The following is a 26,979-nucleotide window of genomic DNA, read 5'->3' on the forward strand; positions in this document are numbered from 1 at the left end:
CGGACGGGGGTGCCCCGCGCTCGTGCGAGAGCACGGCGCGGGGCAGCCTCGTGTCACAGGTCGGCGGCGTCCACCACGTCGCCCAGGTCGACGAACTTGAAGCCGGTCGCCGTACGGGTGCCGCCCTGGCCGTCGGGGACCTCGGGGGTGTCGTGGCCGTCCTGGACGACCAGCAGACCGTTCGGGTACCGGCTGCCCAGCGGGGCGTTCAGGACGGCGGCGCCGTCGCACTCCTCCGACCCGTCGAGCGTCGCGGAGGCCGCGCCGACACGGAAGCCGCCCTCGTACTCGTTGTCCTCGCTCACCTCGCGGTCGAACAGGGCGAAGGTGTTGTCGCCCTGGCTGGAGGCGAAGAGATAGCCGTCCCCGTCGGATTCCTGGAACAGGGTCAGGCCCTCGACGTCCGCCGTCAGGTGCTCGCCGCCGAAACCGGGATCGGCGCCGGCCACGCACTCCTCGGTGGCCTCGTCGTAGACGCCGGGGACGCCGTACTCGCGGACCTTGTCCACCAGGACCGGCCGGCCGGTCAGGTCGGCGCGCAGCCGCCAGATGCCGACGTCCTCCTGGCCGGCGTACAGGGTGCCGGTGGCCGGGTCCACCACCATGCCCTCGACCTGGGGGAGTTCACCGGGCTCGGCGCAGGGCGACCAGGTGGTGCCGTCGGGCAGCCGGAAAGACGCCGGGAGGACGAGGGTGCGGACCTTGCGGTAACCGACGGTGCCGCGTGCGGTCGGGGTCAGCTCCAGCAGGGCGAGCCGGGTCCGCTCCCGCTGGCTGACCAGGGCGTAGGAGCGGCCGGTGGCCTTGTCCCGCCAGGTGGCGAGGCCGTACGCGGTGCGCTGGTCGTTGATCTCGGCCTGGTCGGCGGAGAAGACCGGGGCGGCGGCCGGGTCGGTGACGTCGGTCAGCGGCGCGCTCGGCTTGGCCGGGTCGATGCGGTAGATCCGCAGCCGGTCGTTGCCCCGGTCGCTGACCACGGCCACGTCGGTCCGGCCGGCGGGGGTGCTCAGACCGGTGACGAGGTCGACGTTGTTGAAGCGGCCCGGGGCGTCGTCCTCGGCCGGCGGACGCGGCGCGGGCAGCGACTGCACCAGCCGGGCGTCCAGGCCGTACACGCGCAGGCCGCCCTTCTTCGCCGTCGCTATGACGAGGCTGTGGTCCGGGTCGGCCGCGTTGCGCCAGATCGCGGGGTCGTCCGCGTCCGACTCGCCGCCCGCCTCGTCGTCATAGAGGGCGGGGGTCTCGCTGGTCGGGGTGACCGTCGGCAGGCCCTTGTCGTCGGCACCGGCGGGGGCGGCGGTCAGGAGGGCGAGCAGGGTGGCGCCCAGGGCGAGGGCGGCGGCTTTGCGCGGAGTGCGATGCGTTCTCACAAGCGCTTCCTTGGTCGGTGTCGCGGACATGCCGATCTTGGAGGGAGAACTTTGCCTTCAGGGAACCATGAGCTGGACAGTCGGTCACGGACAAGACGACTGCACGCCAACTGCCGTTCATCACACAACAGGACGTCCGCCTGAAGCGCTTACCGCCAGGCAGACGTCCTGTTCGCGGCCGGGGCGGTCGGCTCAGCGGACGCGGGCCCGCCGCCCGTGTACGGTGCCGGGCTCAGGGGCGACCGCGCAGCTTCCGCACCAGTTCCCGCGCCTGGGCACGGCGGCGCGGATCGGCGGCGGTCCGGCGTACCTGCTCGATCGTTCGCCGGCCCTGCGGACTCCGCGCGAACTGCTTGATGCGTTCGACGACTCCGGCCATGACGCTCCTCCCGTCGTCGTGCCCCGCTTCTTCCGAGGCACTGGTCGGATGACCGGATACCCGGTGACCGGCGGTCCACCCTCTTCCGGCCGGGGGGCGACCCGGTGGAGGGTGCCTTTCGCCAGGTCCTGCCGTCGCAGGCCGGTGTGCGCCACCGTCGTCGCGACTGCCCGTCCGGCGGGCGGCGCGCCACAGGCGGCCGGGACCGCGCCGTGGCCGGGCCGAGGCGCAGGCGCAGGCCGGCCGCGGACCATCGCGCCGTGCGGAGCATGCCGGTGCGTTCGGCCGGCCGGTCCGCGGCGAGGTGCTCCAAGAGAACAGCGGGAGAGGGGCGTCGGCCGGTACGTCGACGGAGCCGTCCGCCGCCTCCTGCTCGCGGCACTGAGCCCGGGCGGGACGGGCCGGAGCGAGTGCGTCCGCCGCGCGGCCCAACCGGACCGGGGGCGGGGCGAGATCGATCAGGATGTCGGCCGGATTCCGGCGGTCGGCGGCGAAGCCGTCGGCCATGGCCGCCTCCACAGGACTGCGGCCGTCTCGTACGGGGCCGAGGCCTCCTCGCCGGTGGCCGCGCAGCTCGCCCGGCGTCCCCCGCTCGCTCTTCTCCCGGGCGAGGACGAGCGGGCACCGGGCGAGGCGGTCGCTGCCCGCCGGCCGACGAGCGGCGCCCTGGCCGCCGCCTTGCCCGGCGCGCGCCCCGGGCGCGCGCCGGCGGGCCCAGGAGCGTGGTCTAGCAGGCCCCGAGGTCCTCCCAGACACCCCACTGGCCGGTGGTGCCGGGCTTGTCACCCGTGACCCACCACTTGGCGCGCCAGGTGTGGCCGCCGTAGGAGACGGTGTCACCGCCGTTGTAGACGCGCCCGGCGTCCCAGGCCGGCACGGCGCAGGTGTCCCCACCGCCGCCGCTGCCACCGTCGTTGCCGCCGCCGATGTTGACGTCGACGCAGGAGTAGAAGGCGTTGGCGGTGTCCGCGATGTTCCAGACGGCGAGCACCTTCTGCCGGCCGGTGAAGCCGCCGAAGTTCACCTGCTGGCTGACGTCCGCGGCCGGCTGCTGGTTGCGGCCGTCGAACTCGGCGATCTTCTGGCCGCCGATGAAGTACTGCCAGTTGGCGGTGGCGTGCCGAGCGGTGTTGTGCCACGTGAACGTCGCCGAGGTGCCGACCGGCGTGGCCTTCCAGGCCTTGCTGTCGTTGTCGAGCTCGGCGTACTCCGCGTGCCCGCCACTGCAGCTCTGCAGGCCCTTCGGCCCCTCGACGCTCTGCGGTTCGTACTTGATCTGGCCGCAGTCGACGGTGCCTTCGGCACACTGCTGCTGCCGGCTCGTGGGCAAGGTGACCCAGCCGTGGGCGCTGGCCGTGCTCGCCGGGAGGCTGACGGCGAGCACCGGGGCCACCAGCGCGCCGATCGCGAGAGCCGCTCGTCTCTTTGTGTTCATGCCGTGCCACTTCCTTCGGTATGTGCCGGAACCGTGGCCTGTGAGGCCCGGGTTCGCCGGTCGTGCGGAATGAGTCGAGGTGCATGGCCGAAAGGTCTGGACCTATTGCCTGTTAGGTCTAGACCATAGTCGCCGACCGGATTCGGTCAAGAGGCTGGACAAGGTGAGCTGTTCGTCCTGGGGCCAGGTGGCCGGATCGTCTGTTGACCCGGGCGGGCGGACCGGGGTTGGCTCGGCTCGGACCGTAGGGCAGCAGGGGGTTCTCGTCCGGTCGCGCCGTCCGTGTTCCGGCGGTGGTGGCCGGCTCGGGCGGGGCAGGGGAGGACACATGAGGTTCCGGGGACAGGCCGTCCTGCCGGTGGTGGTGCTGGCATGCGCGACGGGCGTGCTTCCGGCGGCGGCCGTACCGCAAGCGCGCGGCGGGGGGCCGGGGCCGGTGGTGGTGAGTACGGCGGCGGACGGCACCCCGGCCGACGGGGACTCGGCAGGCGCCGTGCTCAGCGGGAACGGCCGCTTCGTCGCGTTCCTCTCGGATGCCGACAACCTGGTGCCGGGCGACACCAACGGCCTCGCCGACGTCTTCGTGAAGGACCTGCGTACGGGTGCCGTGGACCGGGTCGACGTCGCCGACGACGGTAGCCAGGCCGACGCCGCCGCCTCGCACGTCTCGGTGAGCGCGGACGGACGCTACGTCGCGTTCGACTCCTACGCCGGCAACCTCGCCCCCAGGGACATGCCCGGTGCCTGGGACGTCTTCGTGCACGACCGCGCCACCGGGCGCACCGAGGCCGTCGTGGCCAACCCCGGCGGCACCCCCGGGAACAGCTACGATCCGGTGATCAGCGCGAACGGCCGCTACGTGGCGTACGCCTCCTACCGCGACGACCTGGTGCCGCAGGACACCAACAGCGGGATCGACGTGTTCGTGCACGACCGGGCGAGGGGCACCACGAGACTGGTCAGCGTCTTCACCGACCACCTCCAGGGGACCAGCACCTCCCTGGCGCCCACGATCAGCGCGGACGGCACCCGGATCGGGTTCCGCAGGATGTGGTACCCGCCGCGCGGGGCGGCCGCGCACGAGCCGAGGGCACCGAGGCCCTGGTGGTTCTACGTCCACGACACCCGCACCGGGAAGACCGTGCCCGCCGCCGTCGACCGCGACGGCGGCACCCTCGGCATGCCGGCGTCGCCCACGACGGGCCTCAGCCCGGACGGGCGCTACGCGGTGTTCTCCTCCCCGTCGGCCGACGTGGTGGACGGCGACACCAACGACGCCGCCGATGTGTTCGTCCGTGATCTGGCCGCCGGCACCACCCGGCGCGTCAGCACCGCCGCCGACGGCACGCAGGCGCAGGGCGGTTCGGGGCGGGGCCTGCTCAGTGCGGGCGGGCGGCGGGCGTTCTTCGTCTCCGCCGCGGACAACCTCGTGCCCGGCGACACCAACGGCGCCTCCGACGTGTTCGCGAAGGATCTGCGCACGGGCGTGGTACGGCGGCTGGACGTGGCCGCGGACGGCACCGAGAGCAGTACCGGGACGTACGAGGTGACCGCGGACACCACCGGCCGCACCGTCGCCTTCCCCCACGACGACGGCCTGGTGCCGGGCGACGCCAACGGCCACCGGGACATCCTCGTCGTGCGTACGCGCTGACGGCGGACCGGGTGGACGAGGCGGACCGGGTCAGCGCAGGCCCGGGCTCTCGACGGTTGCCTCTGCGAGCGACTTGCGGGTGAGGTCCGGGACCTCGCAGTCGGCCGCGGCGTAGCCGATGGGGAAGAGGACGTAGGGCCGTTCGTTGCCGGGCCGCTCGCAGATCTCGGTGAGGAAGCCCATCGGGTTGGGCGTGTGCGTCAGCGTGCTCAGCCCCATCGCGTGCAGGGCGGCGATGAAGAGGCCGCAGGCGATGCCGACACTCTCGTTCACGTAGTAGTTCTTGCGCAGCGAGCCGTCCGGCAGCGCGGTGCTCTTCTCGGCGAAGCAGACGACGATCCACGGCACGACGTCGAGGTAGCCCTTGTCCGAGTCCGTCTCCAGGCGTGCGAGCGCGGCGCGCCACTCGGGCGGGATCCGCCCGCCCTCGTAATTGACCCGCTCCTCCTCCTCGGCGGCGACCCGGATACGGTGCTTGGTCCCGGCGTCACCGATCACGGCGAACTTCCAGGGCTGGAGGTGCGCCCCGGACGGGGCGGTGTTCGCCGCGGCGATGGCGAGGTCGACACACGTACGGGGCACCGGCTCGTCGCTGAAGAACCGCACGCTGCGCCGGCGTTCGAGGAACGACACGAAGTCCTTCCCCCGCCGGACCATCTCGGCCTCGTCGTACCGGTCGGGCCGGTAGGGGACGAACGGGTGGGTGTGCTGCTTCACGACTGCTCCTCGTGGACGGGGAGCCACAGCGTGGGCCACCGGCAGACGAATACGCAACGGACCCATCTCTCCCTTGCTAATCTGACAAAAAACAGGGCGTGAAGGTGCCTTTCAGGTCGCAGATCGGCAGGTGCGGTGGCACGACAGGGACTCGACCGGCTCGACGGCCGGATGCTGCGCCTGCTCCGGGAACGTCCGCGTGCGGGCCTGCTGGAGATCGCCCGCCAACTCGGCGTCGCACGCGGCACGTTGCAGGCCCGGCTCGACCGGCTGACCGGCTCGGGCGTGGTGACCGGCTACGGTCCGGACGTGAATGTCGCCGCCCTCGGCCACGCGGTCGAGGCGTTCACCACGTTCGAAGTGGACCAGCCGGCCCGTGAGGCGATCGCCGCGCGCCTGCGGGCCGTGCCGCAGATCCTCGAGGCCCACATCGTGACGGGCCCCGGCGACATCTGGTGCCGCATCGCGGGTACGAGCAATCAGCACGTGCAACAGGTGATCGACCAGGTCCTCGAGGTACCCGGCGTCCGCCGCAGCACGACCGTCATCGCACTGAGCGCGGTCATCCCTTACCGGGTCCAGCCCCTGGTCGACGAGTTGGCCGGTCTGGCGAAGAAGCCGGACGCACGCCACTGAACACGCCGCCCACAAACCCCTGCCACCGGGTCCGCAGTACTCCCCGCGCATCGCCTGACCAGTGGCTGAAGGTTCCCGGCAAGGTCCGCCCAAGGTTCGTGACACGACCTGCCTTCCAAGATGGGAACCGCTCCCCGAAACGGGGGTTCCACGCGGAAGGAGCTCAACTGTGAAGCGACTGACGACAGCGGCGCTGACCGGCGTTCTGCTCACGGGAGGCCTGGCGGCCGTCGCCCAGCCCACCCAGGCGGCCCCGGCCCGCCAGACCGCCGCGGCCTCGGGGGCCGCCGCGGGCAGCACCGGCACGTACTACTTCCTCTTCGACAAGAACCAGTCCAACCCGACCAAGTCGAAGCTGTACTTCATGAAGAGCGTGCCCGGCAAGGACAAGGTGATCAAGAGCTACCGGGCCGGCTCCGGCAACGGCAGCAAGGACGAGTGCGCTTCGATGCGCGGCTGGCTGCCCAACGGCTCCTACAAGGTGCTCGGGCACGAGAAGCACAAGAACGGCGGCAGGAGCGGCATCAACGGCTACGCCATCCACGTCCAGGACAAGGTCTGCAAGAACGGCCGGACCAAGCGGACCGAACTGTTCATCCACAGCGAGATGAAGCCCGACGGCCGGCAGGGACCCAAGCTGCCCGGCCAGGACAGCCCGTACCGCTGGGACGGAGCGGGGGACTACTACTCGCTGGCCTGCATCAAGATCACGCCCGCCCACATCCGGGACCTGTTCCGGACGGCCGACCGGTACGGCTGGCCGAAGCAGCTCAAGGTCGTCAGCTGACCCGTCGACCGGTCACCGGCCCGGCACGCCTGTCGCGTGCCGGGCCGCGAAGATGTCAGGACAGGGCGAGGACGCAGAACTCGTGGCCCTCCGGGTCGGTGAGACACGTCCACGGGACATCGCCCTGACCGAGGTCCAGATCGGTGGCGCCGAGAGCCCGCAGCCGGGTCACCTCCGCCGCTTCGTCGTCACCGGGGTACGGCAGCAGATCGAGATGGACGCGGTCCGGCACGGTCTTCACGTCGAGTGTGCGGACGAACACGAGATGGGGTGCTGAGCCCTTGGCGGAGCGCAACACCGCCTGCTCGTCGGTCACTTCGTGCGGGACCCAGTCCATCGCCTCGCCCCCAGAACCGGGCCATCGCCCGCGGATCCGCGCAGTCGACCACCACCCTGGCGATCGGCCCGGTGTCCCGGTACGTCTCCCGGGGCTCCAGCACACAGAACTCGTTTCCCTCCGGGTCGGCGAGGACGGTCCACGGCACGGCGCCCTGGCCCACCCGGGCGGGCTTCGCGCCGAGAGCCCGCAGGCGCGCGACCAGCTCCGTCTGATGGGCCGTCGAGGTGGTGGCGAGGTCGAGGTGCACACGGTTCTTCGTCGCCGTCTTGGGTTCCGGGACGGGAACGACATCGACGCAGACGGCCACCGGGTGCGGCCAGACGAGGCCGCCGGCGGGTCCCACATAGGTGGTCACGCCGGGGTGGTAGGCGGTCCAGCCGAGCGCCTCCGCCCAGAACCGGCCGACCGCCGAGCTGTCGAGAGCCTTGATGTTCACCTGAACCGGCCGCAGTGCCATGCCGACGATCCTACGCGCCCGCACCGGTTCCGCGTCCGTTTGTCGGGACAGAACAATTCCCCGCCTTCGAATCCGTCGGCTGCTGCCCTGATCCGCCTTGTGAACGCTGGCATGATCGTCGTGAGGGCGAGACAGGCGATGTGTGACATCCGCACAATTCAAGGAGGCTTGTGTGTCCCGGAACGATCGTATGCTGGTGACGGGCGTCGGGGCGATGACGCCGCTGGGAGCCGACGCGCCGTCGTCGTGGTCGGGGCTGCTGGACGGTAAGTCGGGGGTGCGGTCCCTGGACGAGGAGTGGGCCGCGGACCTGCCCGTGCACGTTGCCGCCGGGCTCACGGTGGACCCCGCCTCCCTGCTGCCGAGGACCGAGGCCAGGAAGCTGGACCGCGGTGAGCAGATGGCCCTCCTCAGCGCGCGCGAGGCCTGGCAGGACGCCGGTGCCCCGCAGACAGAGCCGGAACGGGTCGCCGTCGTCATCGGCACGGGGACCGGCGGTGTCCTCACCACCCTCGGACAGGACGATGTCTTCGAACGCGCCGGGATCCAGGACTCCCGTGAGCGCCTGCGCGTCCGGGGCGGAGGCCCTCGCCCTGGGACAGGATCTGATCCGTGGCGGCCGGGCCGACGTGGAGGCATGCCTGCACCCCTTCACGCTCGCGGCGTTCGCCCAGATGAAGGACCTGTCGACGCGGTCGGCGGACCCGGAGGCCGTGTCCCGCCCGTTCGATGCCGGGCGGTCCGGGTTCGTCATGGGCGAGGGCGCGGGCATGATGGTGCTCGAATGCGCCGGCTTCGCCCGGGCCCGTGGAGCACGCGCCTACGGCACCCTGGCCGGCAGCGCCGTGAGTTCGAGCGCCGACCACATCACGGCATCCGACCCGCGAGGCCAGGCCCTCGCCATGGAACTGGCGCTGCGCGACGCCGGCCTGACCCCGGCGGACATCGGGGTCGTACACGCCCACGCCACCTCCACGGAGTCCGGTGACCTGGCGGAGGCCGAGGCGATCGGCCGGGTGATCGGCAGCCATGCCGCGGTCACGGCGACCAAGTCGATGACCGGTCACATGCTGGGCACGTCCGGCACCATCGGCGCCATGGCCGCTCTGCTCGCGCTCGAGGACGGCACGCTGCCGGCCACCCGCAACCTCGACGTGCTCGACCCGCGCGTGGAACTGGACGTGGTGCGCGGTGAGCCGCGTACCGGTCGGTGGTCCGCCGCGCTCGCCAACGCGTTCGGGTTCGGCGGCCACAACGTCAGTCTCGTCTTCACCAGGTGACGAGGGGAACGTGACCGCCACGACGGCGGTGGTGCCCCGGACGGCCGGTTCCTCGCGGCAGCGCTCGCAGGTCCCGCGGCCGGCGGGCACTTCCGTCCCACCCGCCCGTCGCGCACCGTTGCGGAGCAACACTTCGGCAACGGATCACGCGCCGAGCTCCTGACCGGCCAGGACGGCGGCACGAGTGGCGGCAACGTCCGTGCAACAGGCGATTGGCGCCGCCCCGATTCCGGGACGTGGACCGCAACACCCCCGGCTTCGTCCATCCTGGTCCCACCGTCCGCGACAGGCCGGACGGGGGAGGGCATATCCCGTCGTACGGCGGCGGGTTGCACGAATGGAGCGCGCGGTGGACCGTCCGCTGCTGTCACCGAGATCAGCCCTGGTACTTCTGCTCGCCCTGCTCGCCCTGCTCGCCGGAGCGACCGTGAGCGGGTTGACGGCCGTCGCCGGGGAAGGGGCGGCCCGCGGCCTGCTGGCGGGCCTCGCCGCCGCGGGACTGGCCGTGCCGTTCTTCAACCGCCTCATCGCCGCCGAGGACGGCACCCCCCAGCCCCCGGCCTCCGCCGGCGCCGGCCCGGCCGAGAGGGACGGAAATGGGTGAACTGCGACCCCTCGGGCAGGACTTGCACGAGGCCTCCCGGGCCTTGGCCGAGGCGCTGCGCGAGCTGTTCGAGAGCCTCGATGTGTCCGTCCGCCGGTACGCGGCCCGGCGCCGGCTCGATCCGGGCACGGTGTCGCGCTACCTCAACGGCACCCGGTTACCGCCGTGGCAGGTGATCAACGACCTCTTCACCGACGTCGCCGAGCACCGCGGCACCGCGGTCACCACCGAGGCCATCGAGTTGGTGCGGGGGCTGTACGGATCGGCCGTGGACGCCGCCTCGTCACCCAAGCACGCGGTGGAGATCCTGGAACAGCAACTGGCCGACGCCGACCATGTGTCCCGGCGGTCCAGCGTCCGCGGGGACGTCCTCGGCGACGCGCTGCTGGACCGGACACAGCGCATCGCCGACCTGGAGACCCGCCTCAACCAGCTCGAGGTCGACCGCATCGCCGAGCAGAGACGAGCGGACGAGTTCGCCAAGGCGCACCCGGACGTCTACGGCCTCATCCAGGAACGCGACGCGCTCCAGCAGGAAGTCGAGCGGCTCGGCGCGGCCCTGAAGGAGGCACAGGCGCAGCGCGCCGCGGCGGAGGACCGCTGCGATCTCCTCGAACGCCAGCTGGACGCCGTGGAGCAGACCACGACGGCCGTACTGCCGACGGGGCGGCAAGGCATGCCCAAGATCCTCGTCGTGGACGATCAGCCGGACAACCTGCTGGCGATGACCGCCGTACTGGCGACGCTCGAACAGGAACTCGTCACCGTCTCCTCCGGCCGGGAGGCCCTCAAGGCCCTGCTGGACCACGACGACTTCGCCGTCATCATCATGGACGTGCAGATGCCGGAGATGGACGGCTACGAGACCTGCGCCCACATCAAACGCCGCCCGAGGACACGAGACGTGCCCATCATCTTCCTGACGGCGATGGGCACGGGGTCCGAGCACTCCGCCCGTGGATACGCGGCCGGCGCCGTCGACTACATCAGCAAGCCCTTCGACCCGTGGGCCCTGCGCGCCAAGGTCGCCGTGTTCACCTCCATCTACCTGGAGCGGCACGGCCAGTAGACGGCTTGCCGACGGGGCGGCGGTCACTCACCCGGATGAAGGGGAGGAGGATTTCGGACTTGGCGAGGGGACGGGCGTACACGTGCGGCGTGGAGCCCCTAGGGTGAACGCGCCGACGGGTTCCCCGGAGGCGTTGTCGATCGGGACACCGGCCGGGGCCTGACGCGCTGACGCGGCCGGATCCGCGCAGCCTGCTTCAGGGGGTCGAGGTGCGACGAGCCATCGTGATGGGCGGGAGTTTCGCCGGGCTGCTCGCGGCTCGCGTGCTGGCCGACCACGCGGAGGAAGTGGTCGTGGTCGACCCCGACGGCGCGGACGGCTCCGGGCAAGGGGCGCCGCACAGAAGGCAGTTGCACGCGCTGTTGTCGATGGGCCACGCGCAGCTCGACCGCTGGCTGCCCGGCATCACCGAGGAACTCGTGGCCGGCGGCGCCCAGGTGGGAAGAGGCCCGCAAGTGCAGTACTACGTCGACGGAGCACTGAAGGCCTGCCTGCCGGACAACACGCTGCTGGGCGCCACCAGGCCGTTCCTCGAGGAGCAGGTGCGCCGGCGCGTTCTGGCCCTGCCCCAGGTCACCGTGGTGACCGCGCAGGTCCGAGACCTGATCTTCGACGGCGCACGTGTCCGCGGCGTCCGTGTGCTGCACCGGGACAGCGCGCGGCCCGGCGACCTCGCCGACCTGAGCGGTGACCTGGTCGTCGACGCCATGGGCCGCTCCAGCCGACTGGGTACCTGGCTGGCCGGGCACGGGTGGGACAGCCCGCCCATGGAGCGGATGAAGGTGGATCTCGGCTACGCCACCGCCACGTTCGACCGCGGGGACGAACTTCCCGGCACCGTGGTCGCCCACGCGACGCCGGGTCCCGCCAACGGCTACGAGCAGCGCCTCAGCGAACCCGGCGCCCTCGTGGCGGTCGAGGGAAACCGGTGGTCCGTGGTGCTGGTCGGATACGGCGACTACCGGCCCGGACGGGACCCGGAGACATTCCTGCGACGCATGCGCCGGTGTGTCGCCCCGCTGCGCGAAGTGGCCGACCGCTGCCGGTGGGACGGAGACATCGAGACGTTCCACTTCCCCGAGAGCCGACGGCGCGACTTCACCCGCCTCGGGCGTTTCCCCGGGGGCCTCGTAGCCGTCGGCGACGCCGTCGCCTCCGTCAACCCCGTCTACGGCCAAGGGCTCACCCTCGCCACGCTCGCCGCCTCGTCACTGTCGGCGCACCTGCGCTCGGGGGCCTCTCCGCAGGCACCGGCCTGGGACTATTTCCGGCGGCTCGGCGTCGTCGTGGACGCCGCATGGAAGGTCTCCGCGGTCGCCGACCTCGCCCAGCCGCACGTGACGGGCCCGTACCCGCCGGGCTACCGGCTGCTCCGATGGGTCGGGGACAAGGTCGTGGAGGCATCCGTGATCGACCGAGCCGTCAACGAGGAGTTCATGGCCGTGGTGAACATGCGCAAGCACCCGCGCGCTCTCACGAGCCCTCGCCTTCTCCTCCGGACGGCGCGGGTCCTGACCGGGATCCACTGATCGTTCCGGCGTGAGGGCGCCGGCCTCCCGCGGGACCCGCTCGAACCCGCCGGCGGGCGAGCCCGTCCGCTCCCGGCCCGGTCCGCGAGGCTGTCAGTCTTCGCGGACGGGGCGCAGTGTCAACTTCTTCGGCACCTGGCCGGTCAGTTCAGCAGGGCGGCCGTGAACGTCTCGCGGTGGTCCACCAGCCATGCCTGCACGCGGTCCCAGCGTTCCCATCCGCCACGCTCGGCCAGCGCCTGGAGATAGAGGGGGTCACCGTCGGCCACACGGCGGGCGACGAAGGCCCGGCAGACCTCCGTGGCCTGCTCGACGACCCCGGGCAACTCGGCGCGGTCCCCGGCCGGGAGCCCGTAGCCGTCGGCGAGGATCCGCAGCCGTGCGGGCGCCTCCAGCCCGGCGGGGTAGAGGGCGGCGGCCGCGGATCCTGGGTCGAGCATGGGCACCCAATAGCGGGCGGTCATGGCGATGTCCCACAGGGGACGGCCGGGGGCAGCGAAGTCGAAATCGATCAGGGCGGCGGCACGGCCGTCACGGAAGACGACGTTGTCCGGGCACACATCGTTGTGGCACAGCGTCGTTCCCCCCTCCGGGTCGGCCAGGTCCCGGGGCCACTCGGCACGGGTGTCGACCGCGACGGCCGCGCCGGCGTCATGCAGGCGCCGCAGCAGGCTCCCCACCGAAGCGAGGGCGGAACCCGTCATCGCCCAGCCGGGGAACGGCGGCAGAGGCACGTCCCCCGGGACGAACGTCAGCTGCTCGCGGCCGTCCGCGGTGAGACCGACGGGACTCGGCGCCGCGTCGAAGCCGTGCTCCTTCAGCGCCAGAAGATGGGCATGCAGGGCGCGCGCGTTGCGCGGTGCCGGGCGCTCGACCAGCGCACCGCGGCGGAAGACCGCCCCCGCGTTCATCATCCCGCCGACCAGCGCCTCGCCCTCAGCCGTCATGACGCTCACGCTACCGCCGGATCGCCCCCGCGCGGACACGTCCGGTGGACGGCTGTTGCCCGAAGCCGTCGGCCACTTGTCCGAACAGGCGCTTGCCTTGTCGGGACGGGGCGGGTTTCCTCGGGGGGAATCAGGCCATGCGGCGGTCGTGCGCCTTTCCGGCGTACCCGGGATCCGTGCAGGCGTTGTACTCGGGGGAGGGCCCATGAGGGAGAAGCTGCTTCTGATCGTCACCACAGTCGTGTTCGTAGCGGGCCTCGCGATGGGTGGCGTCACCGTGGGCGCGGCCGGAGCCGACGCCCGCTCGGGCGGGCAGGCCGTGACGGCCTCCGATACGCAGCACTGCTGCTGAGGCGCCGCTCATCCGGGAACCGCCATCGGGCAAGGCCGGTCGGCGCCGGCCCCGTGGCCGTGTGTCAGTCGAAGAGGGAGACGACTCCGATCACCCAGATCGCGAGGAACGCGAGGACCACCACCAGGCAGCCGGCGCCCAGCAGCACATCGCCCACCGACCACGGCTGGTGGGGCTCCGCGGACTCCTCCTCCAGACCGTCCCGGTAGGAATCCGGGTCGTCCCAGTCGACGGTACGCCCCAACTCCTCGGCGCACGCGGTCCGCACCGCCACCAGCTGACGCTCCGCGAAGACGCTGGAGGCCAGCGCCTCGGGGCCGCGCCAGGCGAGGGCCTTCATCCGCCACGCCGGAGACCCGTACCGCGCCTCGAAGGCGGCGGTCTCCTCGGCATCCCGGTCCTCCTCCAGGTACATCCAGCGTCCGGCCTCGGCCGCGTCGCCGTAGAGCCGGTACACCTCGGCCAGACGCCGGCGGAGCGTCAGGTCGTACGGGAAGGACGACACGAGACCGCGCAGACGCTGGCGCGCGAGGGGAACCCGGCCGGCGGCCAGGTCCGCGTCGACTCGGGCAAGGGTCTCACTCAGGGGCATGAACGTATGATCGGCCACCGCACCGAGTCACGGCGACCCGGTTTCGCGCACAGCACCCGCTCACTCCCGACGGGCATCGGCCGAACCCCGGCGGGACCGGTCAACGACACGTACCGCACGGCCTCTTGGCCCCTCCCCGCCGCACTTGTGACAGCCTTGTGACCGCGACTGTGACCTCTGCGACACACGCGGGGTGCGCACCCTGATGGGATGGCCGGATGCGCAGACCCGCTGACCTCCGCCGCCCTTCCGCCGCGCCCCTTCCCCTGCTGTCGGCCCTGGCCGCGACCGCCGTGCTGCTCACGGCGTGCGGGACGGAGCGCGCGGGGCCCGGGAGCACCGACGCCGGCGCGTCGGCGTCCCGGGAGGTCACGCGGATTGATGATCCGGGCAAGGACGGTGTACGGATCACCTCGCTGACCCTGTCGTCGGCCTCCCCCACGCCCACCCGCAGCGGCTACCTCGTCTCCGCCGACAAGCTCCCCACGGACTCGGACTCGGGGATCTCCGCGACGTACGAGGTCACCAACGACGGCACCGAGGCCTGGACCTACTCGGTCGACTTCACCTTCGTCAGCGCCGACGGCGGAGCCATGGCCAACCAGACCGAGACCGTCCGCGACGTCGGCCCGGGACAGACCGTACGCGGTACGGTCCGGGCCGGACACCTGCCGCCGTCCATGCCGCGGGTGACGGGCGCCAAGGTGTCCCGAGTGACCAAGGTCCCCGCGGGCGAGGCGCCGGCCGCACCGGGCACGTGTCCCGCTTCCGGGATCCGGATCAGCGCCGACCAGGGCGATGCGGCCATGGGGCTGCGCGTCGTGGGCCTGCACCTCGACAACTGCGGCAAGCGCGCCTACACCGTGGAGGGTTACCCGCTGCTGGAACTCCTGGACGACGCGTTCCGGCCCGTCGACGGCGTCCGGATCCTCCACGGCAGCGGTGAGATCACCACCGGCGCCGGGCCCGACGAACGGCCCCGGCCCGTCCGGCTGGAACCCGGCGAGTCGGCGACCGCCGGCCTGGTCTGGCGCAACACCACCGAGTTCGGCACGCCGGTGGACGTGCCCCATGTGCGGGTCCGGGCGCAGGCGGGCGCCGAGCCGGTGATGGTGACCCCGCACCTCGACCTCGGAACCACCGGAAAGCTCGGAGTCAGACCGTGGAAGAAGGCGGAACCCCGGGAACCGCTCGCCGGAAGGCAGACGGATAGTCCTTGAGCGAGCGACCGGCTGTCCACCCTTGGGACTCTGCCTTGGAGACGTCCAGGACGACGGAGTGCGCGAGTTGGTCGACGGCGTACCGGGTGAGCGGTGGCTCCGCGTGCGGCCGTAGCCGGGCCAGAGCCTGGACGGCGCCCGCCGCGGTCCGGGCCGCCGCCAGGGGGATGTGGCCGATGCGCGCCCGTACGCCGTGGGCGCGCAAGACCGTCCGGATCGCCTCGTCCCGGTCGTACGGCGCCGGGTCGGCGATGTTGTACGCCCCCGGCGGCCAGCCGGCGGCCGTCAGGCAGGCGTCGGCGAGGTTCTCGACCGCGGTCAGGCTGAGGCGGACACTGGGCCCCGGCAGCAGGAGCAGCCCGCGGCGGACACGGGACAGCAGCCGGGGCACCAGGTGCGGGTCCCCCGGGCCGTAGACGGCGCGGGGCCGCAGCACCACGGCGCCCGCGGCGAGCGCCAGCGCCTCCCCGGCGGCCTTGGTGCGCCCGTAGGCGTTCAGGTGGCCGCCCACCGGATGGTCCTCGGCGACGCGGGAACGCCCGGGGCCGGGCGCGTAGACGCTGGCGCTGCTCACCCACACCACCGGCCGGCCTCCGGCGGCCTGGAGCAGCCGCGCCGTGCCGTCGACGTTCACGGCGTGCATGGCGGCCTCGGCCGGGGAGCCGGGCACCGGGTCGCCGACGGCCGCCGCGCAGTGCACGACGAGGTCGGCACCGGACAGATCCGGGACCTCACGCGCGGCGTCCCAGGGGATGTGCCGGCCGACCGGGCCGGGGCGCCGCCCGAGACACAGGACGTCGGCGCCGCGCGCGGCGGCCGTCGTGGCGACGTACGAGCCGCAGAAGCCGCTCGCCCCGGTGACGGCGATCGTGGTCATCGGTTCTCCAGGGAATACCGGTTCTCCAGGGAGTGACGGGCGCCGGACGCCCGGACGGTGAGGGAACGCCAGCCCGGCAGGGCCGCGCCCCGGTCCACGCGGGCCCGCCGGACGGTGGGCCGGTACGGGGCGAGCGCGGCGAGGGCGTCGTCGAGCTGCGCGCGGGCCAGGCGGGCACCGGGACAGGCGTGGGCGCCGGCCCCGAAGACGAGCCGCGCCACGGCGGGCGGAGCCGGGCGCAGGGCGTCCGGTGGCTGGTCGTGGGCCCGTACGGCGTGCCGTGCCACCAGGATCAGGCGGTCCCCGGCCCGTACCGGGCAGCCGCCCAGGTCGGCGTCGGCCGCCGCCACGCGGGGCAGCAGCGGGGACGGGGCGGTCACCCGCAGCAACTCGCCCACCAGGGCCGGGCGCAGCCGGTCGTCGGCCGCCTGCTCCCACAGCCCCGCGTCGGCGCACCAGGCGGCGGCGCGCGGGAGGGCCGCGACCGTGGTGTTGACGGCGGCGACCGCGAGCACGGCCCGCAGGGCCGGTTCCGCCGTCGTGCCGGAGGCCGGGGCGAGCAGCGCCTCCAGCCGCGCCGTCGCCGCCCTGGCCGCGCGCGTGGTGCCCGGCGGACGGGGGCCGGGCAGGTGGTCGCGTACGGCGGCGGCCGCTGCCTCGGCGGCCGCCGAGGCGATGTCCTCCGGGTCGCCGGTGGCGCCCAGCAGCGCGCGGACGGTGGCGCCGGCCAGTTCCCGGGCCAGCGGTACGAGATCGACGTCGCGGCCCGCGCCGAGCGGGGCGAGGCGGCGGTGCAGGACGCCCTGCCACACCGGGCGCAGCCGCTCCACCCCGGCCGCGCCGAGGTCGCCGGCGACCGTGCGCCGGGTGGCGCGGTGTCCGGAGCCCTCCTGGTCGAACAGCGTGCCGCCCGTGGCCAGGTCACGGGCGGCGCCGCCGGTGGTGCCGGCGGCGGTGCGGTCCAGCGGGACACGGGTGAGGGCCTGCCGGTAGGGCCCGGTGCCGTGCACCAGCACCGCCGTGCCGACACGGGTGACCTCGTGGCGGCGGGCGGCGGCGAGGAGGGCGAACAGCACGGGGTGGGAGCGGGTGTACACGCGCCGGTCGCGGCGGCGGGCGCGGGCCAGGGACGGGGACGGTCGGTCGGTCAACGGACGTGCACCTGCTCGGGGTCGGCGGGCCGGTCGCGGCGGTCCCGGCACCACAGCAGGGGGCCCTGTGCGGTGAGGTGGCCGGAGCCGGAGTGGTCGGCGGCGAGGTGGCGGGCGGCGAGGCGCGCGGTCGCGGCGCGGTCGGGCTTCAGGGAGCGGCCGGACAGCGGGATGCCGGCGAGCAGCACCGCGTCCGGCCGGGCGGCCCCCATGCGCTCCAGCGGTCCGGCCAGCGCCGACCGCAGCGCGGCGCGGTCCGCCCCCGGGCCGGGCTGGACGACGGCGACCAGGCGTTCGTCACCGTCTCCGGCCGGTACGCCCACGAGCAGGGCCAGTTCGACGCCCGGTACGTGCAGCGCCGGCTCGTACAGCCCCGGGTAGATGTTCTCCGCGCGCCGCAGGACCATGTCCTTGCGGCGGCCCTCCAGCACGATCCGGCCGCCGTCCAGGCGCGCCCGGTCCCCGGTGGCGACCCAGGGGTCCGGGTCCTCGCCCAGGTAGCGGTCGCGGGCGGCGGGCCCGGACAGCAGCAGTTCCCCGGAGGCGGCGGTCCTGGCCGCCACGCCGGGCAGGGGGACGCCGACCAGGTCCCCCTCGCCGGTGAAAGCGGCCTTGTCGGCCTGCTCCACCGCCGCGGCCGGGAACAGCTCGGTCAGCGCGTAGACGCCCCACGCCTCCTGGGCGCCCGCCCGCTTGACGCGGGTGAGCAGCTCGGCGCTCGCGGGAGCCGACCCGGTCCACACCCGCCCGCCGAACCGGCCGCCCTCCGCCAGCAGCCGCCTCAGCTGAGGGGGTGTCAGATAGGTGGCCTGGGGAGCCAGCCGGCGCAGCTGACGGGACAGCACGCGCGCGGAGCGGGCGGGCAGCGCGACCGGTGCCCCGCTCGCGAGGGACGGCACGAGGACGAAGAAGGTGCCGCCGAGGACGGGCCGCCCGGCCTCGGGCCGCACCAGCTCGGCCACCGTGGCCATGCCGGCGGCGAGCGAGGAGCGGGTGTGCACCACCGCGCGGGGCCGGGCGGTGGTGCCCGAGGTGAACACGATGACCGCGTCACCGTCGCCGTCCACCGCGGGCGGCACTGCCACGGCCCGCACGTCCACGTCCAGGACCGGGGCGCAACCGGGCAGCCGGGGCCCCACCGTGGCCACCGGTCCCAGCTCGGAGAGGTCCGGCAGGGCCAGCCGGGCCCGGCGGGCGAGCGGGCGGGCCCATCCGGCGACCGCCTGGGCGGTGGCGTCGGCGAGGACGACGTCGGGACGGGCCAGGGCCAGCCGGGCGCGCAGCACGTCCGGACCGGCGCCCGGGTCGAGCACCGCCGCCCGCGCGCCGAGCCGGTACACGGCGAGCAGCACGGCCAGCGCCCGGGGCCCCGGCCGCACGGCGACGCCGACGGTGGCACCGGGTGCGATGCCCCGCGCGTGCAGGGCGGCGGTGTACCGGTCGGCGAGGCCGGCCAGGTCGCCGTAGGTGGCCTTGACGCGTACGGCCCCCGTGCGGGCGGTGCCGAGGACGGCGGGCCGGTCCGGGTGGCGCCGCAGGGTGTGGGCGAGGATGTCGAGCATCAGCGCGGGTCCTCCCCGTGGCGGCCCGGGCCCTTGTCGAGGTACCAGCGGGCGGTGCCGGCGAGGCCGTAGGCGCGCAGCCGGCGGGTGGAGTTCTCCACGACCATGTCGCGGGCGTGGACGATGGCGGTGGTGTGGCGGCGCACCCGGTTCAGGAAGAGACGGTCGGTGGGGGAGGGGCGGCGGGGCATCCCGCCGACGGCTTCGTAGAGCGCGGCGGTGACGGCCATGTTGTTGCCGGCGTGCATCCGGTACGGGACGAGGTAGCCGTGGCGGCGGTGGTGGGCGGGCCGGATCCGCCCGAAGAACGCGGCCGCGCGGACCAGGGCGCGGAAGGCGGCCCGTCCGAGCGGACCGTGTTCGTCGCGGCGCGCGTCGACGCGTCCGCACACCAGGCCCGCGCCGTGCCGCAGGGCGTCGCGGGCGCCGGCCGTCCAGCCGGGGCGCGGCAGGCAGTCGGCGTCGGTGCGGGCCAGCAGCGTCGCACCGTGCTCGATCGCGTACCGGAAGCCGGTGTCCACCGCGCAGCCCACCCCTTTCTCCGGTTCGCTGAGGACGTGGACCGGGAACGGCGCCCAGCGGGCGAAGTCGTACGCGATCGCGGCGGTGCCGTCGGTGGAGGCGTTGTCCACGACGACGAGGGTGAAGTCACGGTCACGCTGGGCCGCGAGCGCGTCCAGCGTGCCGCCGATGCGCGCGGCCTCCTGGTGCGCGGGCACCACCACCCACAGGGCGCTCATGCCTTCTCCCACACCATCGTCATGATGCTCACGCCGCCGCCCAGGCCCACGAACAGCACCCGGTCGCCGGGCCGCAACCCCTCGTGCACACGGTCGAGTTGCACACCCAGGGTGGCGCTCGCCATGTTCCCCAGCTCGGGGACCGTGACGACGAGCCGGTCCCGGGGCACACCGGTGAGCTCCACGAACCGCTCCAGGTACGGCACGGTGACCTGGTGCACCAGGATGTGCCGGAAGTCGCTCCACGCCAGCCGGGTGCGGTGCCGCATCCGGTCGAGCACCGACGTTCCGACCTTCTCGAACACCTCGCGCAACTCGCCGCCGTCACCGTGGAAGTACGTGTGCTCGTCCCCACGGGGATGGCGCGAACCGCCGCCGAAGATGCCCCCGACCGACCAGTGCCCGGAGTGCGTCTCGGTGTCCACGTCGAGGATGCCGCCCCGCTCCACCGCCTCCAGGACGACCGCGGCCCCAGCGTCGCCGAAGGTGTAGCCCGCGAATCCGTCCCGGAGCTCGCCGAGCCCGGACGGGGCGTGCCGCACCGCGCGGCTGGGGGTCTCCCCGGTGACGACCAGGGCGCGGCGGGCCCGGCCGGCGAGGATCATCGCGCGTGCCGTGTCGATGCCGTTGACGAAGCTGTTGCACGCGTTGGTCACGTCCAGCGCGTGGGCGCGGGAACCGAGTTCGGCCTGGACGATGTGCGCGGTCGCCGGTTCGACCACGTCCCGCGAGGCGGAGGCGAAGACCAGCAGGTCCACGTCGTACGGGGCGAGCCCGGCCCGGTTCAGCGCGACGCGGGCCGCCCGCACCGCGAGCGTCGAGGCGTACTCGCCCTCCGCGACCGCCCGGCGGGAGACGATGCCGGTGGCCCGTTCGAACAACCGGGCCGGCAGGGACAGCCCGGAGGCCGCGGCGATCCGCTCCCGCAGCTGCCGGGACGTCACTTCCCGCTCCGGCAGGCAGGAAGCCACCGCGGTGATGCCCGCCCGGCGCGCCGGGCCGTGAGCAGCGTGGTCTATGTGCATGAACGGGACGCTACGAGCGGACCACGGCAGCGGGCCTGAGCACGGGTACTCAACCGGCATGGGTGAAAACGACCACCGGGAAAGGGCGGTCGCACCCACTTCCGAACCCAGGGGGAGGTCCGCGGACTCCTGTTCCGGTCCGTGCCGTCGGCGGCCTGGAGGCGGTCTGTCGGTGGCCATGAGCGGTTTGTCGGTGGTTTGTCGGTCGGCGGGGGGAGGTTGGTGGCCGGCGGAGGGCTCCCGGCGGGGGCCGGCCGCCGGTATCGCATCGCTCCGGACTGTCCGCGGCGGTGCTCGCGGAGTGACCGCCGGGTGTCCGCCCGGTGGTACCGGACTCGGAAGGAAACCCCCATGGCTGTCGATGTCACGATCATCGGTGCCGGGCTCGGCGGTCTCATGCTCGCGCGTGTCCTGCGTGTGCACGGGATACCGGCCACGGTCTACGAGGCGGAGCCCTCCCCGGCCGCGCGCTCGCAGGGAGGGATGCTCGACATCCACGACTACAACGGGCAACTCGCCCTGAAGTCGGCCGGACTGATGGACGAGTTCGGCGGACTCGTCCTGGAGGGCCGTCAGGCGATGCGGTTCCTGGCCCCGGGCGGGACGGTCCTGTTCGACAAGGCCGACGACGGTACGGGAGGACGTCCCGAGGTACTGCGCGGCGAACTGCGGCAGATGCTGCTCGACTCGCTCCCGCCCGGAACCGTCCGGTGGGGGCACAAGGCCGTCCGCGTCCGCTCCCTCGGCGGCGGCCGGCACGAGGTGGTGTTCGCCGACGGCGGCACCGTCGTCACGAGCCTGCTGGTCGGCGCGGACGGCGCGTGGTCACGGGTGCGGCCGCTGCTGTCCGCCGCCACACCCCGGTACACCGGCAAGTCGGTCGTCGAGACCTACCTCTTCGACGCCGGCGCCCGCCACCCGGCCGCCGCGCGAGCCGTCGGCGGCGGGGCGATGATCGCGCACACTCCCGACCGGGACATCTTCGCCCACCGGGAGAAGGACGACACCCTGCACGCCTACATGGGGCTGACCGAGCCGGAGGACTGGTTCGCCGCCATCGACTTCACCGACGCCGCCGCGGCCACCGCACGGATCGCCCGGGAATTCGACGGCTGGGCACCGGAACTCACCGCACTGATCACCGACAGCGACACCGCACCCGTCCTGCGCCGCCTCTACGCCCTGCCGGCCGGGCACCGCTGGGACCGGGTGCCGGGGGTGACCCTGATCGGCGACGCCGCCCACCTGGCCGCCCCGAACGGCGAAGGCGCCAACCTGGCCATGCTGGACGGTGCCGAACTCGGTGAAGCCCTCGCCGCGCACCCCGGCGACACCGAGGCCGCGCTGAGCGCGTACGAGCGGGCCATGTTCCCCCGCAGCGCCGAGGCCGCCACCCTGGAAGGCGGCGGCCACGGGAGCGACTCCGACGGCCCCACACCCCACGACCTGATCGCCGCGTTCTCCCGGCACGAGGAGACCCGCCAGGACGCCACGCGCAGTTGACGCGGCGGATCCCGGCAGCGTCGCCGCGTTCTCCGTACCGCTTCCAAACGGACCGGCGCCCAGGCGATGGCGGCGGCGACGCGGCCGGGGGAGCCCGCTACAGCCCCTCGACGGGCGGGACGCCGAACTGCGCCTCGACGGCCCGGAACACCAACTCCCAGCCCTTGGCCTCGGTGTTCGTGTGCACGGCTATCGTCTGCTCACCGTCGGGAGTGCCGACGACGACCAGGTGGGACCCGTACATACTGCCGGCCATGCCGCGCAGCCGCGGTCCGCCGGTCACCGCCGGGTCCAGTTCGAACACGCCCAGACCGTAAGCGGAACGGGGCATCCAGTGGCCGCCCTCGGTGGAGACCCGAGAGGAGGAAGGCCCGGCTCCTCCAGCATCGACTGCCAGTTCTCCTTGGTCACGTCCGCGGGGTCGGCACCGTCCCGCAGGAACAGACCCGTGTACGCCCTCGGATGCGGCTCTACGGCGGCCACGGTGCTGCGGCTGGTGGCCGAGGGCAGGCGCCGGGCGTCAGGTCCCACCCGCCGCCAACGCGAGCCGGCCCAGTAGCATGCGTGGTCTCGGTCCCCCGACGCCGACCGGCCTGCCGTCCCCGTCGAGGGCCTGGACCGGCCCGAGCAGCGCTATCCGCATTCCCACCGAGCCAGTATCGGCAACTCGCGGGCGCCCGGCAGCCGTTGCGGGGGATCACCGTGCGCCGGATCGCCGCGCGCCCGGGGATCGCTGCCAGGCCGGGATTCACGGCTGCGACCGGCCGGGCGGCGAACTCCGGTGGCTGGAAAGGGAGTTCCAGCGGCCGGGCGGCGAACTCCGGCAGCCGGTCGGGTCCCCGTCCACGACGCACACGGTGGCCGCTGCCCGGCACCGGGCAGCGGTCTGGCACCGTCGGCCCGACTGTGCCTCAGCCGGTGTCGCGGACGGCGCGGGCGAGTGTGCGCAGTCCCTCGTCCGTCTCGTCGGCGGAGACGGTCAGGGGCGGCAGCAGCTTGACGACTTCGCTCCGGGTTCCCGACGTCTCCAGCAGGAGGCCCAGGCCGAAGGCCCGTCGGCAGACCTCGGCCGCCCGCTCCGCCCGGGAGAACTCCAGGCCCCAGACCAGGCCCCGGCCGCGGCAGCGCGCTCCGCCGGCACCGTCCTCGTCACAGAGGGCCAGCAGGGCCTGCTCGACCTGCTCGCCGCGGGCACGCGTGTGCTTCTCCAACTGGTCGTCGGACCAGTACATGTGGAGGGCGGCGGTGGCGGTGACGAAGGCGGGGTTGTTGCCGCGGAAGGTGCCGTTGTGCTCGCCCGGCTCCCACACGTCCAGCTCGGGCCGGAACAGGGTGAGCGCCATGGGCAGGCCGTAGCCGCTGATCGACTTGGACACGGTGACGATGTCCGGGGTGATGCCGGCCTCCTCGAAGGAGAAGAAGGCGCCGGTACGGCCGCAGCCCATCTGGATGTCGTCGACGATGAGCAGCATGTCCTGCCGCTCGCACAGTTCCTTCAGCGCGCGCAGCCACTCGGGCCGGGCGACGTTGATGCCGCCCTCGCCCTGCACGGTCTCCACGATCACGGCGGCGGGCTTGTCCAGCCCCGAGCCCTGGTCCTCGAGCAGCCGCTCGAACCACAGGAAGTCCGGGACCGTGCCGTCGAAGTAGTTGTCGAACGGCATCGGCGTGCCGTGCACCAGCGGAACGCCGGCGCCGGCCCGCTTGAAGGCGTTGCCGGTGACGGCGAGCGAGCCCAGCGACATGCCGTGGAAGGCGTTGGTGAACGACACGACCGCCTCGCGTCCCTTCACCTTCCGTGCCAGCTTCAGCGCGGACTCCACCGCGTTGGTGCCCGTCGGCCCCGGGAACATCACCTTGTACGGCAGGTCCCGCGGGCGCAGCACCAGGCGCTGGAAGGTCTCCAGGAACGCGCGCTTGGCGGTGGTGGCCATGTCGAGCCCGTGGGTGACGCCGTCCCGCTCCAGATAGTCGAGCAGCGCCCGTTTCAGCACCGGGTTGTTGTGGCCGTAGTTGAGGGAACCGGCACCGGCGAAGAAGTCCAGGTACCGGTGGCCGTCCTCGTCCACGAGGTGGGTGCCGTGCGCGCGGTCGAAGACCGCCGGCCAGCCTCGGCAGTAGCTGCGTACCTCGGACTCCAGGCTCTCGAAGATGCTCAGGTCGGGCGGCATGATGGTCATGCGTGCTCCCGGGGGTCGTCAAACGGCTGTGGTCGACGCGGAAGGTGCGGGGGTGCGGGGGTACGGGGGTACGCTGCGCCCGGCTCGGGCGAGGCGCGGACAGGGGGCGCCCGGTCTCTCAGCGCGCGCGGTCCGAGTCGGTGGACCGCGCGGAGACCGGGGCGGGCTCGGGACGACTCTCCTCGGGGCCGTCCGGCGGTGGCGGGCCCGGCCGGACGAAGCCGGGCCGTGCGGCCAGCAGACCGCAGACGAGTTCGGGCACCACCAGCAGGAGCAGCAGCCAGATCGACGCCTCCCAGCCGCCGGTGACGCTGCGCAGCACACCGAAGGTGAGCGGACCGGAGGCGGCGAGGAGATACCCGCCGGACTGGGCCATCCCCGAAAGCCGCGCCGTGACAGCGCCGTTGGGGGACCGGAGGCTGAGCAGTGTGAGGGCGATCGGGAACGCGCTGCCCGTGGCGACTCCGAAGACGGCGGTCCAGACCCAGCCGGCCCGCGGAGCAAGGAGGAGGCCGACGAGCCCGACCGCCATCAGGGCGACGGCCCCGAGGACCAGCGGCCGCTGGTCGCGCATGCGGGCCGCGACCACCGGTACGACGAAACCGAGAGGGATGCCGATGACGATGATGACCGAGTTCATCATCCCAGCGGTGGCGGCCGTGAACCCGTGGTCGTGCATGATCTCGGGCAGCCACGCCGTCAGCGTGTAGAACATCAGCGACGTCATGCCCATGAACACCATCACGGCCCACGCCAGCGGCGAGCGCAGCAGCGAGCCCTGTTCCGCGGCGGCCCCGCTCGCCGCGTCCGGGGATGTGCCCGCCGGGGTCCGCGGCCGGCCGGCCGCGGCGGACGGGCCGGCGCCGGCGCCGGCGGACGGGGCGGCCTCGGCGGCCGCCCGCTCGGGCCGGTGCGTGCGCGCGCGGAGCGCCAGCGGGCCCCACACCAGTGCCGCGACCAGCGCCGGCACCGCCCACGCGGCCAGCGCGGGCCGCCAGCCGCCCAGGTGGTCCAGGGGGACGGCCAGGCCCGCCCCGGCGGCGCCGCCGACCGACAGCAGCATCATCGACAGGCCGGTGAGCGGTCCCACGCGGTCGGGGAACCCGCGCTTGATGACCGCCGGCACCAGCACGTTGCCCGTCGCCATCCCGGCCGCGGCCAGCACCGTGCCGGAGAACAGCGCGGTCTGGGCGGGCACCACGCGCAGCAGGAGCCCCGCCGTGATCACCAGGAGCGCCGCGGTGATCGCCGCCTCGGTGCCGATCCGGCGGGCGAGCAGGGGGGCGAGGGCGGAGAAGAGGCCGAGGCACAGCTCCGGCAGCGTGGTGAGCACGCTGACCTCGACACCGGTGAGCCCGAACGTGTCCTGGAGTTCGCCCAGGAGCGGGGGGACGCCGGTGATGGCCGCCCGCAGGTTGAGGGTCAGCAGGACCAGGCCGGCGAGGGTCCAGATCGCTGCGGAACGAGTGGTACGGGGAGAGGAGGTCATGTCGCCTTCGTCCTGCGCGGCAGCGTGTCGGACATCGGGTGCGGACGGCGGGAGGCGCCCCGCCACGGTCCCGGCCCGGCCTGCGGGACCAACCGAGTCGGCAGGGCCGGTGGGACCAACCGAGTCGGCAGGGCCGGTGGGACCGGACCGGCGGGGGCCGTCCCGTGGGCGGGGATCAGCCGGGGAACTCCCGGTTGCCGAGGTGCTGCGGACGCGGCCTGGCCGCCGCGAACGGGGCCTCCAGTGTGTTCTCCACGCTGTTGTAGACGATGAAGATGTTCGAGCGCGGGAACGGCGTGATGTTGCCGCTGGAAGCGTGCAGCAGGTTCGAGTCGAACATCACCGCGGTCCCGGCGGGGCCCGTGACCTGCTCGATCCCGTGCTGCTCGGCCATCCGGGACAGGTGCTCCTGAGCGGGGGAGCCGACGGGCAGGCGCTCCACGCGCAGCGACTCCTTGTGGTAGTCGGGCGGTGTCTCCCCGACCGTGGGAACGAACGTCCTGTGGGTGCCCGGCATGACCATGAGCGGGCCGTTGCACGGCAGGTTCTCGCTCAGCGCGATGGACACGCTGAACGCCCGCGGCCGGGGCATGCCGTCCTCCGAGTGCCAGGTCTCGAAGTCGGAGTGCCAGTCGAACGGAGCGCCGCCGAACCCCGGCTTGTAGTTGACCCGGCTCTGGTGGATGTACACGTCCGAGCCGAGGACCTGCCGGGCGATGTCCGTGAGCCGGGGCGAGTGCAGCAGATCGGCGAACAGGTCGCTGACCTTCTCGACCTCGAACACCGAGCGCACCCGGTCGGACCCCGGCTCCAGGATCACGCGTTCACTCGCGCGCAGCGCCGGGTCGGAGCCGAGCCGCCGCAACTCGGCGCGGAACGCCTCCACTTCCCGCGGCGACAGCAGGTTGTCGAGGACCAGGTAGCCGCTGGATGCGTAACGGGCCAGCTGCTCCTCGCCGAGCGGGCCCGGCGCGTCACCCCACACCACGGGATCGACCCGCGGCTGGGGCACGGCCTCGCCGGTGACCCGGGTCGGGTACAGGTCGGGACGCACAGTGGTGTTCATACAGCGCTCTCCTTCGGA

General features: G+C 73.4%; 24 protein-coding genes and 2 pseudogenes. 10 read left to right on the forward strand and 16 right to left on the reverse strand.

Annotated features, from left to right (window positions below; genetic code table 11):
- Positions 1-53: 53 nt before the first annotated feature.
- The 3 genes from IE251_RS17935 to IE251_RS17945 all read right to left on the reverse strand — a co-directional run bounded on the left by IE251_RS17935 (position 54) and on the right by IE251_RS17945 (position 3,184).
- On the reverse strand, positions 54-1,370 hold the full coding sequence (locus tag IE251_RS17935; RefSeq protein ID WP_229896818.1) for a phytase: 1,317 nt from the start codon (positions 1,368-1,370) through the stop codon (positions 54-56).
- 232 nt (positions 1,371-1,602) lie between these two features.
- Entirely contained in the window at positions 1,603-1,749 is a 147-nt protein-coding gene (locus IE251_RS17940) for a hypothetical protein (RefSeq protein WP_189753974.1), read from the reverse strand.
- 727 nt (positions 1,750-2,476) lie between these two features.
- Complete coding sequence (locus tag IE251_RS17945) at positions 2,477-3,184, reverse strand: lytic polysaccharide monooxygenase (RefSeq protein ID WP_189753975.1); 708 nt, start codon at positions 3,182-3,184, stop codon at positions 2,477-2,479.
- A gap of 328 nt (positions 3,185-3,512) precedes the next feature.
- Here IE251_RS17945 and IE251_RS17950 point away from each other — a divergent pair, with 328 nt between their 5' ends.
- Positions 3,513-4,838 carry a TolB-like translocation protein gene (locus tag IE251_RS17950; RefSeq protein ID WP_189753976.1) on the forward strand — a complete coding sequence of 442 codons (1,326 nt, stop codon included), beginning with the start codon at positions 3,513-3,515 and terminating at the stop codon, positions 4,836-4,838.
- A gap of 30 nt (positions 4,839-4,868) precedes the next feature.
- On the opposite strand, the gene IE251_RS17955 is transcribed toward IE251_RS17950, so the two are convergent.
- Positions 4,869-5,555: a nitroreductase family protein gene (locus tag IE251_RS17955; protein WP_189753977.1), complete on the reverse strand. Its 687-nt coding sequence runs from the start codon at positions 5,553-5,555 to the stop codon at positions 4,869-4,871.
- Between the two features lie 135 nt (positions 5,556-5,690).
- Here IE251_RS17955 and IE251_RS17960 point away from each other — a divergent pair, with 135 nt between their 5' ends.
- Both IE251_RS17960 and IE251_RS17965 read left to right on the forward strand, forming a co-directional pair.
- Positions 5,691-6,191 carry an Lrp/AsnC family transcriptional regulator gene (locus IE251_RS17960; protein ID WP_189753978.1) on the forward strand — a complete coding sequence of 167 codons (501 nt, stop codon included), beginning with the start codon at positions 5,691-5,693 and terminating at the stop codon, positions 6,189-6,191.
- Between the two features lie 169 nt (positions 6,192-6,360).
- Positions 6,361-6,978, forward strand: coding sequence for a L,D-transpeptidase (locus tag IE251_RS17965; RefSeq protein WP_189753979.1), 618 nt, complete (start codon positions 6,361-6,363; stop codon positions 6,976-6,978).
- Positions 6,979-7,033: 55 nt separating this feature from the next.
- Here IE251_RS17965 and IE251_RS17970 read toward each other — a convergent pair.
- Positions 7,034-7,775: pseudogene (locus IE251_RS17970) on the reverse strand (VOC family protein).
- Positions 7,776-7,965: 190 nt separating this feature from the next.
- Here IE251_RS17970 and IE251_RS17975 point away from each other — a divergent pair.
- The 4 genes and pseudogenes from IE251_RS17975 (at position 7,966) to IE251_RS17990 (ending at position 12,257) form a co-directional block, all read left to right on the forward strand.
- Positions 7,966-9,055, forward strand: a pseudogene (locus tag IE251_RS17975) (beta-ketoacyl-[acyl-carrier-protein] synthase family protein).
- 349 nt (positions 9,056-9,404) lie between these two features.
- Positions 9,405-9,659 carry a hypothetical protein gene (locus IE251_RS17980; RefSeq protein ID WP_189753980.1) on the forward strand — a complete coding sequence of 85 codons (255 nt, stop codon included), beginning with the start codon at positions 9,405-9,407 and terminating at the stop codon, positions 9,657-9,659.
- Positions 9,652-10,728, forward strand: a complete 1,077-nt coding sequence (locus tag IE251_RS17985; protein ID WP_189753981.1) for a response regulator — start codon at positions 9,652-9,654, stop codon at positions 10,726-10,728. The genes IE251_RS17980 and IE251_RS17985 overlap by 8 nt, the downstream gene beginning before the upstream one ends.
- A gap of 209 nt (positions 10,729-10,937) precedes the next feature.
- Complete coding sequence (locus IE251_RS17990) at positions 10,938-12,257, forward strand: NAD(P)/FAD-dependent oxidoreductase (protein ID WP_229896819.1); 1,320 nt, start codon at positions 10,938-10,940, stop codon at positions 12,255-12,257.
- Between the two features lie 143 nt (positions 12,258-12,400).
- Here IE251_RS17990 and IE251_RS17995 read toward each other — a convergent pair whose 3' ends face one another.
- The gene (locus tag IE251_RS17995) at positions 12,401-13,204 is read right to left on the reverse strand and encodes a phosphotransferase (RefSeq protein ID WP_189753982.1); all 804 of its coding nucleotides are present in this window, start codon (positions 13,202-13,204) and stop codon (positions 12,401-12,403) included.
- 205 nt (positions 13,205-13,409) lie between these two features.
- On the opposite strand from IE251_RS17995, the gene IE251_RS18000 reads away from it, so the two are divergent.
- Complete coding sequence (locus IE251_RS18000; protein WP_189753983.1) at positions 13,410-13,556, forward strand: hypothetical protein; 147 nt, start codon at positions 13,410-13,412, stop codon at positions 13,554-13,556.
- Positions 13,557-13,620: 64 nt separating this feature from the next.
- On the opposite strand, the gene IE251_RS18005 is transcribed toward IE251_RS18000, so the two are convergent.
- Positions 13,621-14,148, reverse strand: coding sequence for a DUF6584 family protein (locus tag IE251_RS18005; RefSeq protein WP_189753984.1), 528 nt, complete (start codon positions 14,146-14,148; stop codon positions 13,621-13,623).
- Between the two features lie 218 nt (positions 14,149-14,366).
- Here IE251_RS18005 and IE251_RS18010 point away from each other — a divergent pair, with 218 nt between their 5' ends.
- Positions 14,367-15,368: a DUF4232 domain-containing protein gene (locus tag IE251_RS18010; RefSeq protein WP_189753985.1), complete on the forward strand. Its 1,002-nt coding sequence runs from the start codon at positions 14,367-14,369 to the stop codon at positions 15,366-15,368.
- Here the strand turns inward: IE251_RS18010 and IE251_RS18015 are convergent.
- From IE251_RS18015 to IE251_RS18035, 5 genes are read right to left on the reverse strand one after another with little or no spacing between them, the layout of a single operon-like run.
- Complete coding sequence (locus tag IE251_RS18015; protein ID WP_189753986.1) at positions 15,304-16,245, reverse strand: NAD-dependent epimerase/dehydratase family protein; 942 nt, start codon at positions 16,243-16,245, stop codon at positions 15,304-15,306. The two genes, IE251_RS18010 and IE251_RS18015, sit on opposite strands and share 65 nt — an antisense overlap.
- Positions 16,242-17,396, reverse strand: a complete 1,155-nt coding sequence (locus IE251_RS18020; RefSeq protein ID WP_229896820.1) for a cytochrome P450 — start codon at positions 17,394-17,396, stop codon at positions 16,242-16,244. The genes IE251_RS18015 and IE251_RS18020 overlap by 4 nt, the downstream gene beginning before the upstream one ends.
- On the reverse strand, positions 17,393-18,958 hold the full coding sequence (locus IE251_RS18025; RefSeq protein WP_189753987.1) for a class I adenylate-forming enzyme family protein: 1,566 nt from the start codon (positions 18,956-18,958) through the stop codon (positions 17,393-17,395). Before IE251_RS18025 ends, IE251_RS18020 begins: the two co-directional genes overlap by 4 nt.
- Complete coding sequence (locus tag IE251_RS18030; RefSeq protein WP_189753988.1) at positions 18,958-19,698, reverse strand: glycosyltransferase family A protein; 741 nt, start codon at positions 19,696-19,698, stop codon at positions 18,958-18,960. Before IE251_RS18030 ends, IE251_RS18025 begins: the two co-directional genes overlap by 1 nt.
- Entirely contained in the window at positions 19,695-20,723 is a 1,029-nt protein-coding gene (locus IE251_RS18035; RefSeq protein WP_189753989.1) for a 3-oxoacyl-ACP synthase III family protein, read from the reverse strand. Before IE251_RS18035 ends, IE251_RS18030 begins: the two co-directional genes overlap by 4 nt.
- A gap of 351 nt (positions 20,724-21,074) precedes the next feature.
- Between IE251_RS18035 and IE251_RS18040 the strand changes: the two genes are divergently transcribed.
- Positions 21,075-22,226 carry an FAD-dependent oxidoreductase gene (locus tag IE251_RS18040; protein WP_189753990.1) on the forward strand — a complete coding sequence of 384 codons (1,152 nt, stop codon included), beginning with the start codon at positions 21,075-21,077 and terminating at the stop codon, positions 22,224-22,226.
- A 97-nt stretch (positions 22,227-22,323) separates the two neighbouring features.
- Here the strand turns inward: IE251_RS18040 and IE251_RS18045 are convergent, their stop codons facing one another.
- From IE251_RS18045 to thpD, 4 genes are all read right to left on the reverse strand, one after another.
- On the reverse strand, positions 22,324-22,530 hold the full coding sequence (locus IE251_RS18045; protein ID WP_189753991.1) for a hypothetical protein: 207 nt from the start codon (positions 22,528-22,530) through the stop codon (positions 22,324-22,326).
- 607 nt (positions 22,531-23,137) lie between these two features.
- Positions 23,138-24,406 (reverse strand): diaminobutyrate--2-oxoglutarate transaminase, encoded by a 1,269-nt coding sequence (ectB, locus tag IE251_RS18050; RefSeq protein WP_189753992.1) that lies wholly within the window; start codon positions 24,404-24,406, stop codon positions 23,138-23,140.
- Between the two features lie 118 nt (positions 24,407-24,524).
- Positions 24,525-25,895, reverse strand: coding sequence for a CynX/NimT family MFS transporter (locus IE251_RS18055; RefSeq protein WP_189753993.1), 1,371 nt, complete (start codon positions 25,893-25,895; stop codon positions 24,525-24,527).
- Between the two features lie 175 nt (positions 25,896-26,070).
- Positions 26,071-26,961, reverse strand: coding sequence for an ectoine hydroxylase (gene thpD, locus IE251_RS18060; protein WP_189753994.1), 891 nt, complete (start codon positions 26,959-26,961; stop codon positions 26,071-26,073).
- Positions 26,962-26,979 lie beyond the last annotated feature (18 nt).

Source organism: Streptomyces eurythermus (genome assembly GCF_014649115.1).
Lineage (GTDB): Bacteria > Actinomycetota > Actinomycetes > Streptomycetales > Streptomycetaceae > Streptomyces > Streptomyces eurythermus.

Excerpts from the sequence above, each read along its gene's own strand:
- IE251_RS17945 (WP_189753975.1), bottom strand. The coding sequence starts at position 3,184 with ATGAACACAAAGAGACGAGCGGCTCTCGCGATCGGCGCGCTGGTGGCC.
- ectB (WP_189753992.1), bottom strand. The coding sequence starts at position 24,406 with ATGACCATCATGCCGCCCGACCTGAGCATCTTCGAGAGCCTGGAGTCC.
- IE251_RS18055 (WP_189753993.1), bottom strand. The coding sequence starts at position 25,895 with ATGACCTCCTCTCCCCGTACCACTCGTTCCGCAGCGATCTGGACCCTC.
- IE251_RS18005 (WP_189753984.1), bottom strand. The coding sequence starts at position 14,148 with ATGCCCCTGAGTGAGACCCTTGCCCGAGTCGACGCGGACCTGGCCGCC.
- IE251_RS17995 (WP_189753982.1), bottom strand. The coding sequence starts at position 13,204 with ATGACGGCTGAGGGCGAGGCGCTGGTCGGCGGGATGATGAACGCGGGG.
- IE251_RS17940 (WP_189753974.1), bottom strand. The coding sequence starts at position 1,749 with ATGGCCGGAGTCGTCGAACGCATCAAGCAGTTCGCGCGGAGTCCGCAG.
- IE251_RS18010 (WP_189753985.1), top strand. The coding sequence starts at position 14,367 with ATGCGCAGACCCGCTGACCTCCGCCGCCCTTCCGCCGCGCCCCTTCCC.
- IE251_RS17950 (WP_189753976.1), top strand. The coding sequence starts at position 3,513 with ATGAGGTTCCGGGGACAGGCCGTCCTGCCGGTGGTGGTGCTGGCATGC.
- thpD (WP_189753994.1), bottom strand. The coding sequence starts at position 26,961 with ATGAACACCACTGTGCGTCCCGACCTGTACCCGACCCGGGTCACCGGC.
- IE251_RS18025 (WP_189753987.1), bottom strand. The coding sequence starts at position 18,958 with ATGCTCGACATCCTCGCCCACACCCTGCGGCGCCACCCGGACCGGCCC.
- IE251_RS18000 (WP_189753983.1), top strand. The coding sequence starts at position 13,410 with ATGAGGGAGAAGCTGCTTCTGATCGTCACCACAGTCGTGTTCGTAGCG.
- IE251_RS18030 (WP_189753988.1), bottom strand. The coding sequence starts at position 19,698 with ATGAGCGCCCTGTGGGTGGTGGTGCCCGCGCACCAGGAGGCCGCGCGC.
- IE251_RS18035 (WP_189753989.1), bottom strand. The coding sequence starts at position 20,723 with ATGCACATAGACCACGCTGCTCACGGCCCGGCGCGCCGGGCGGGCATC.
- IE251_RS17985 (WP_189753981.1), top strand. The coding sequence starts at position 9,652 with ATGGGTGAACTGCGACCCCTCGGGCAGGACTTGCACGAGGCCTCCCGG.
- IE251_RS18015 (WP_189753986.1), bottom strand. The coding sequence starts at position 16,245 with ATGACCACGATCGCCGTCACCGGGGCGAGCGGCTTCTGCGGCTCGTAC.
- IE251_RS18040 (WP_189753990.1), top strand. The coding sequence starts at position 21,075 with ATGGCTGTCGATGTCACGATCATCGGTGCCGGGCTCGGCGGTCTCATG.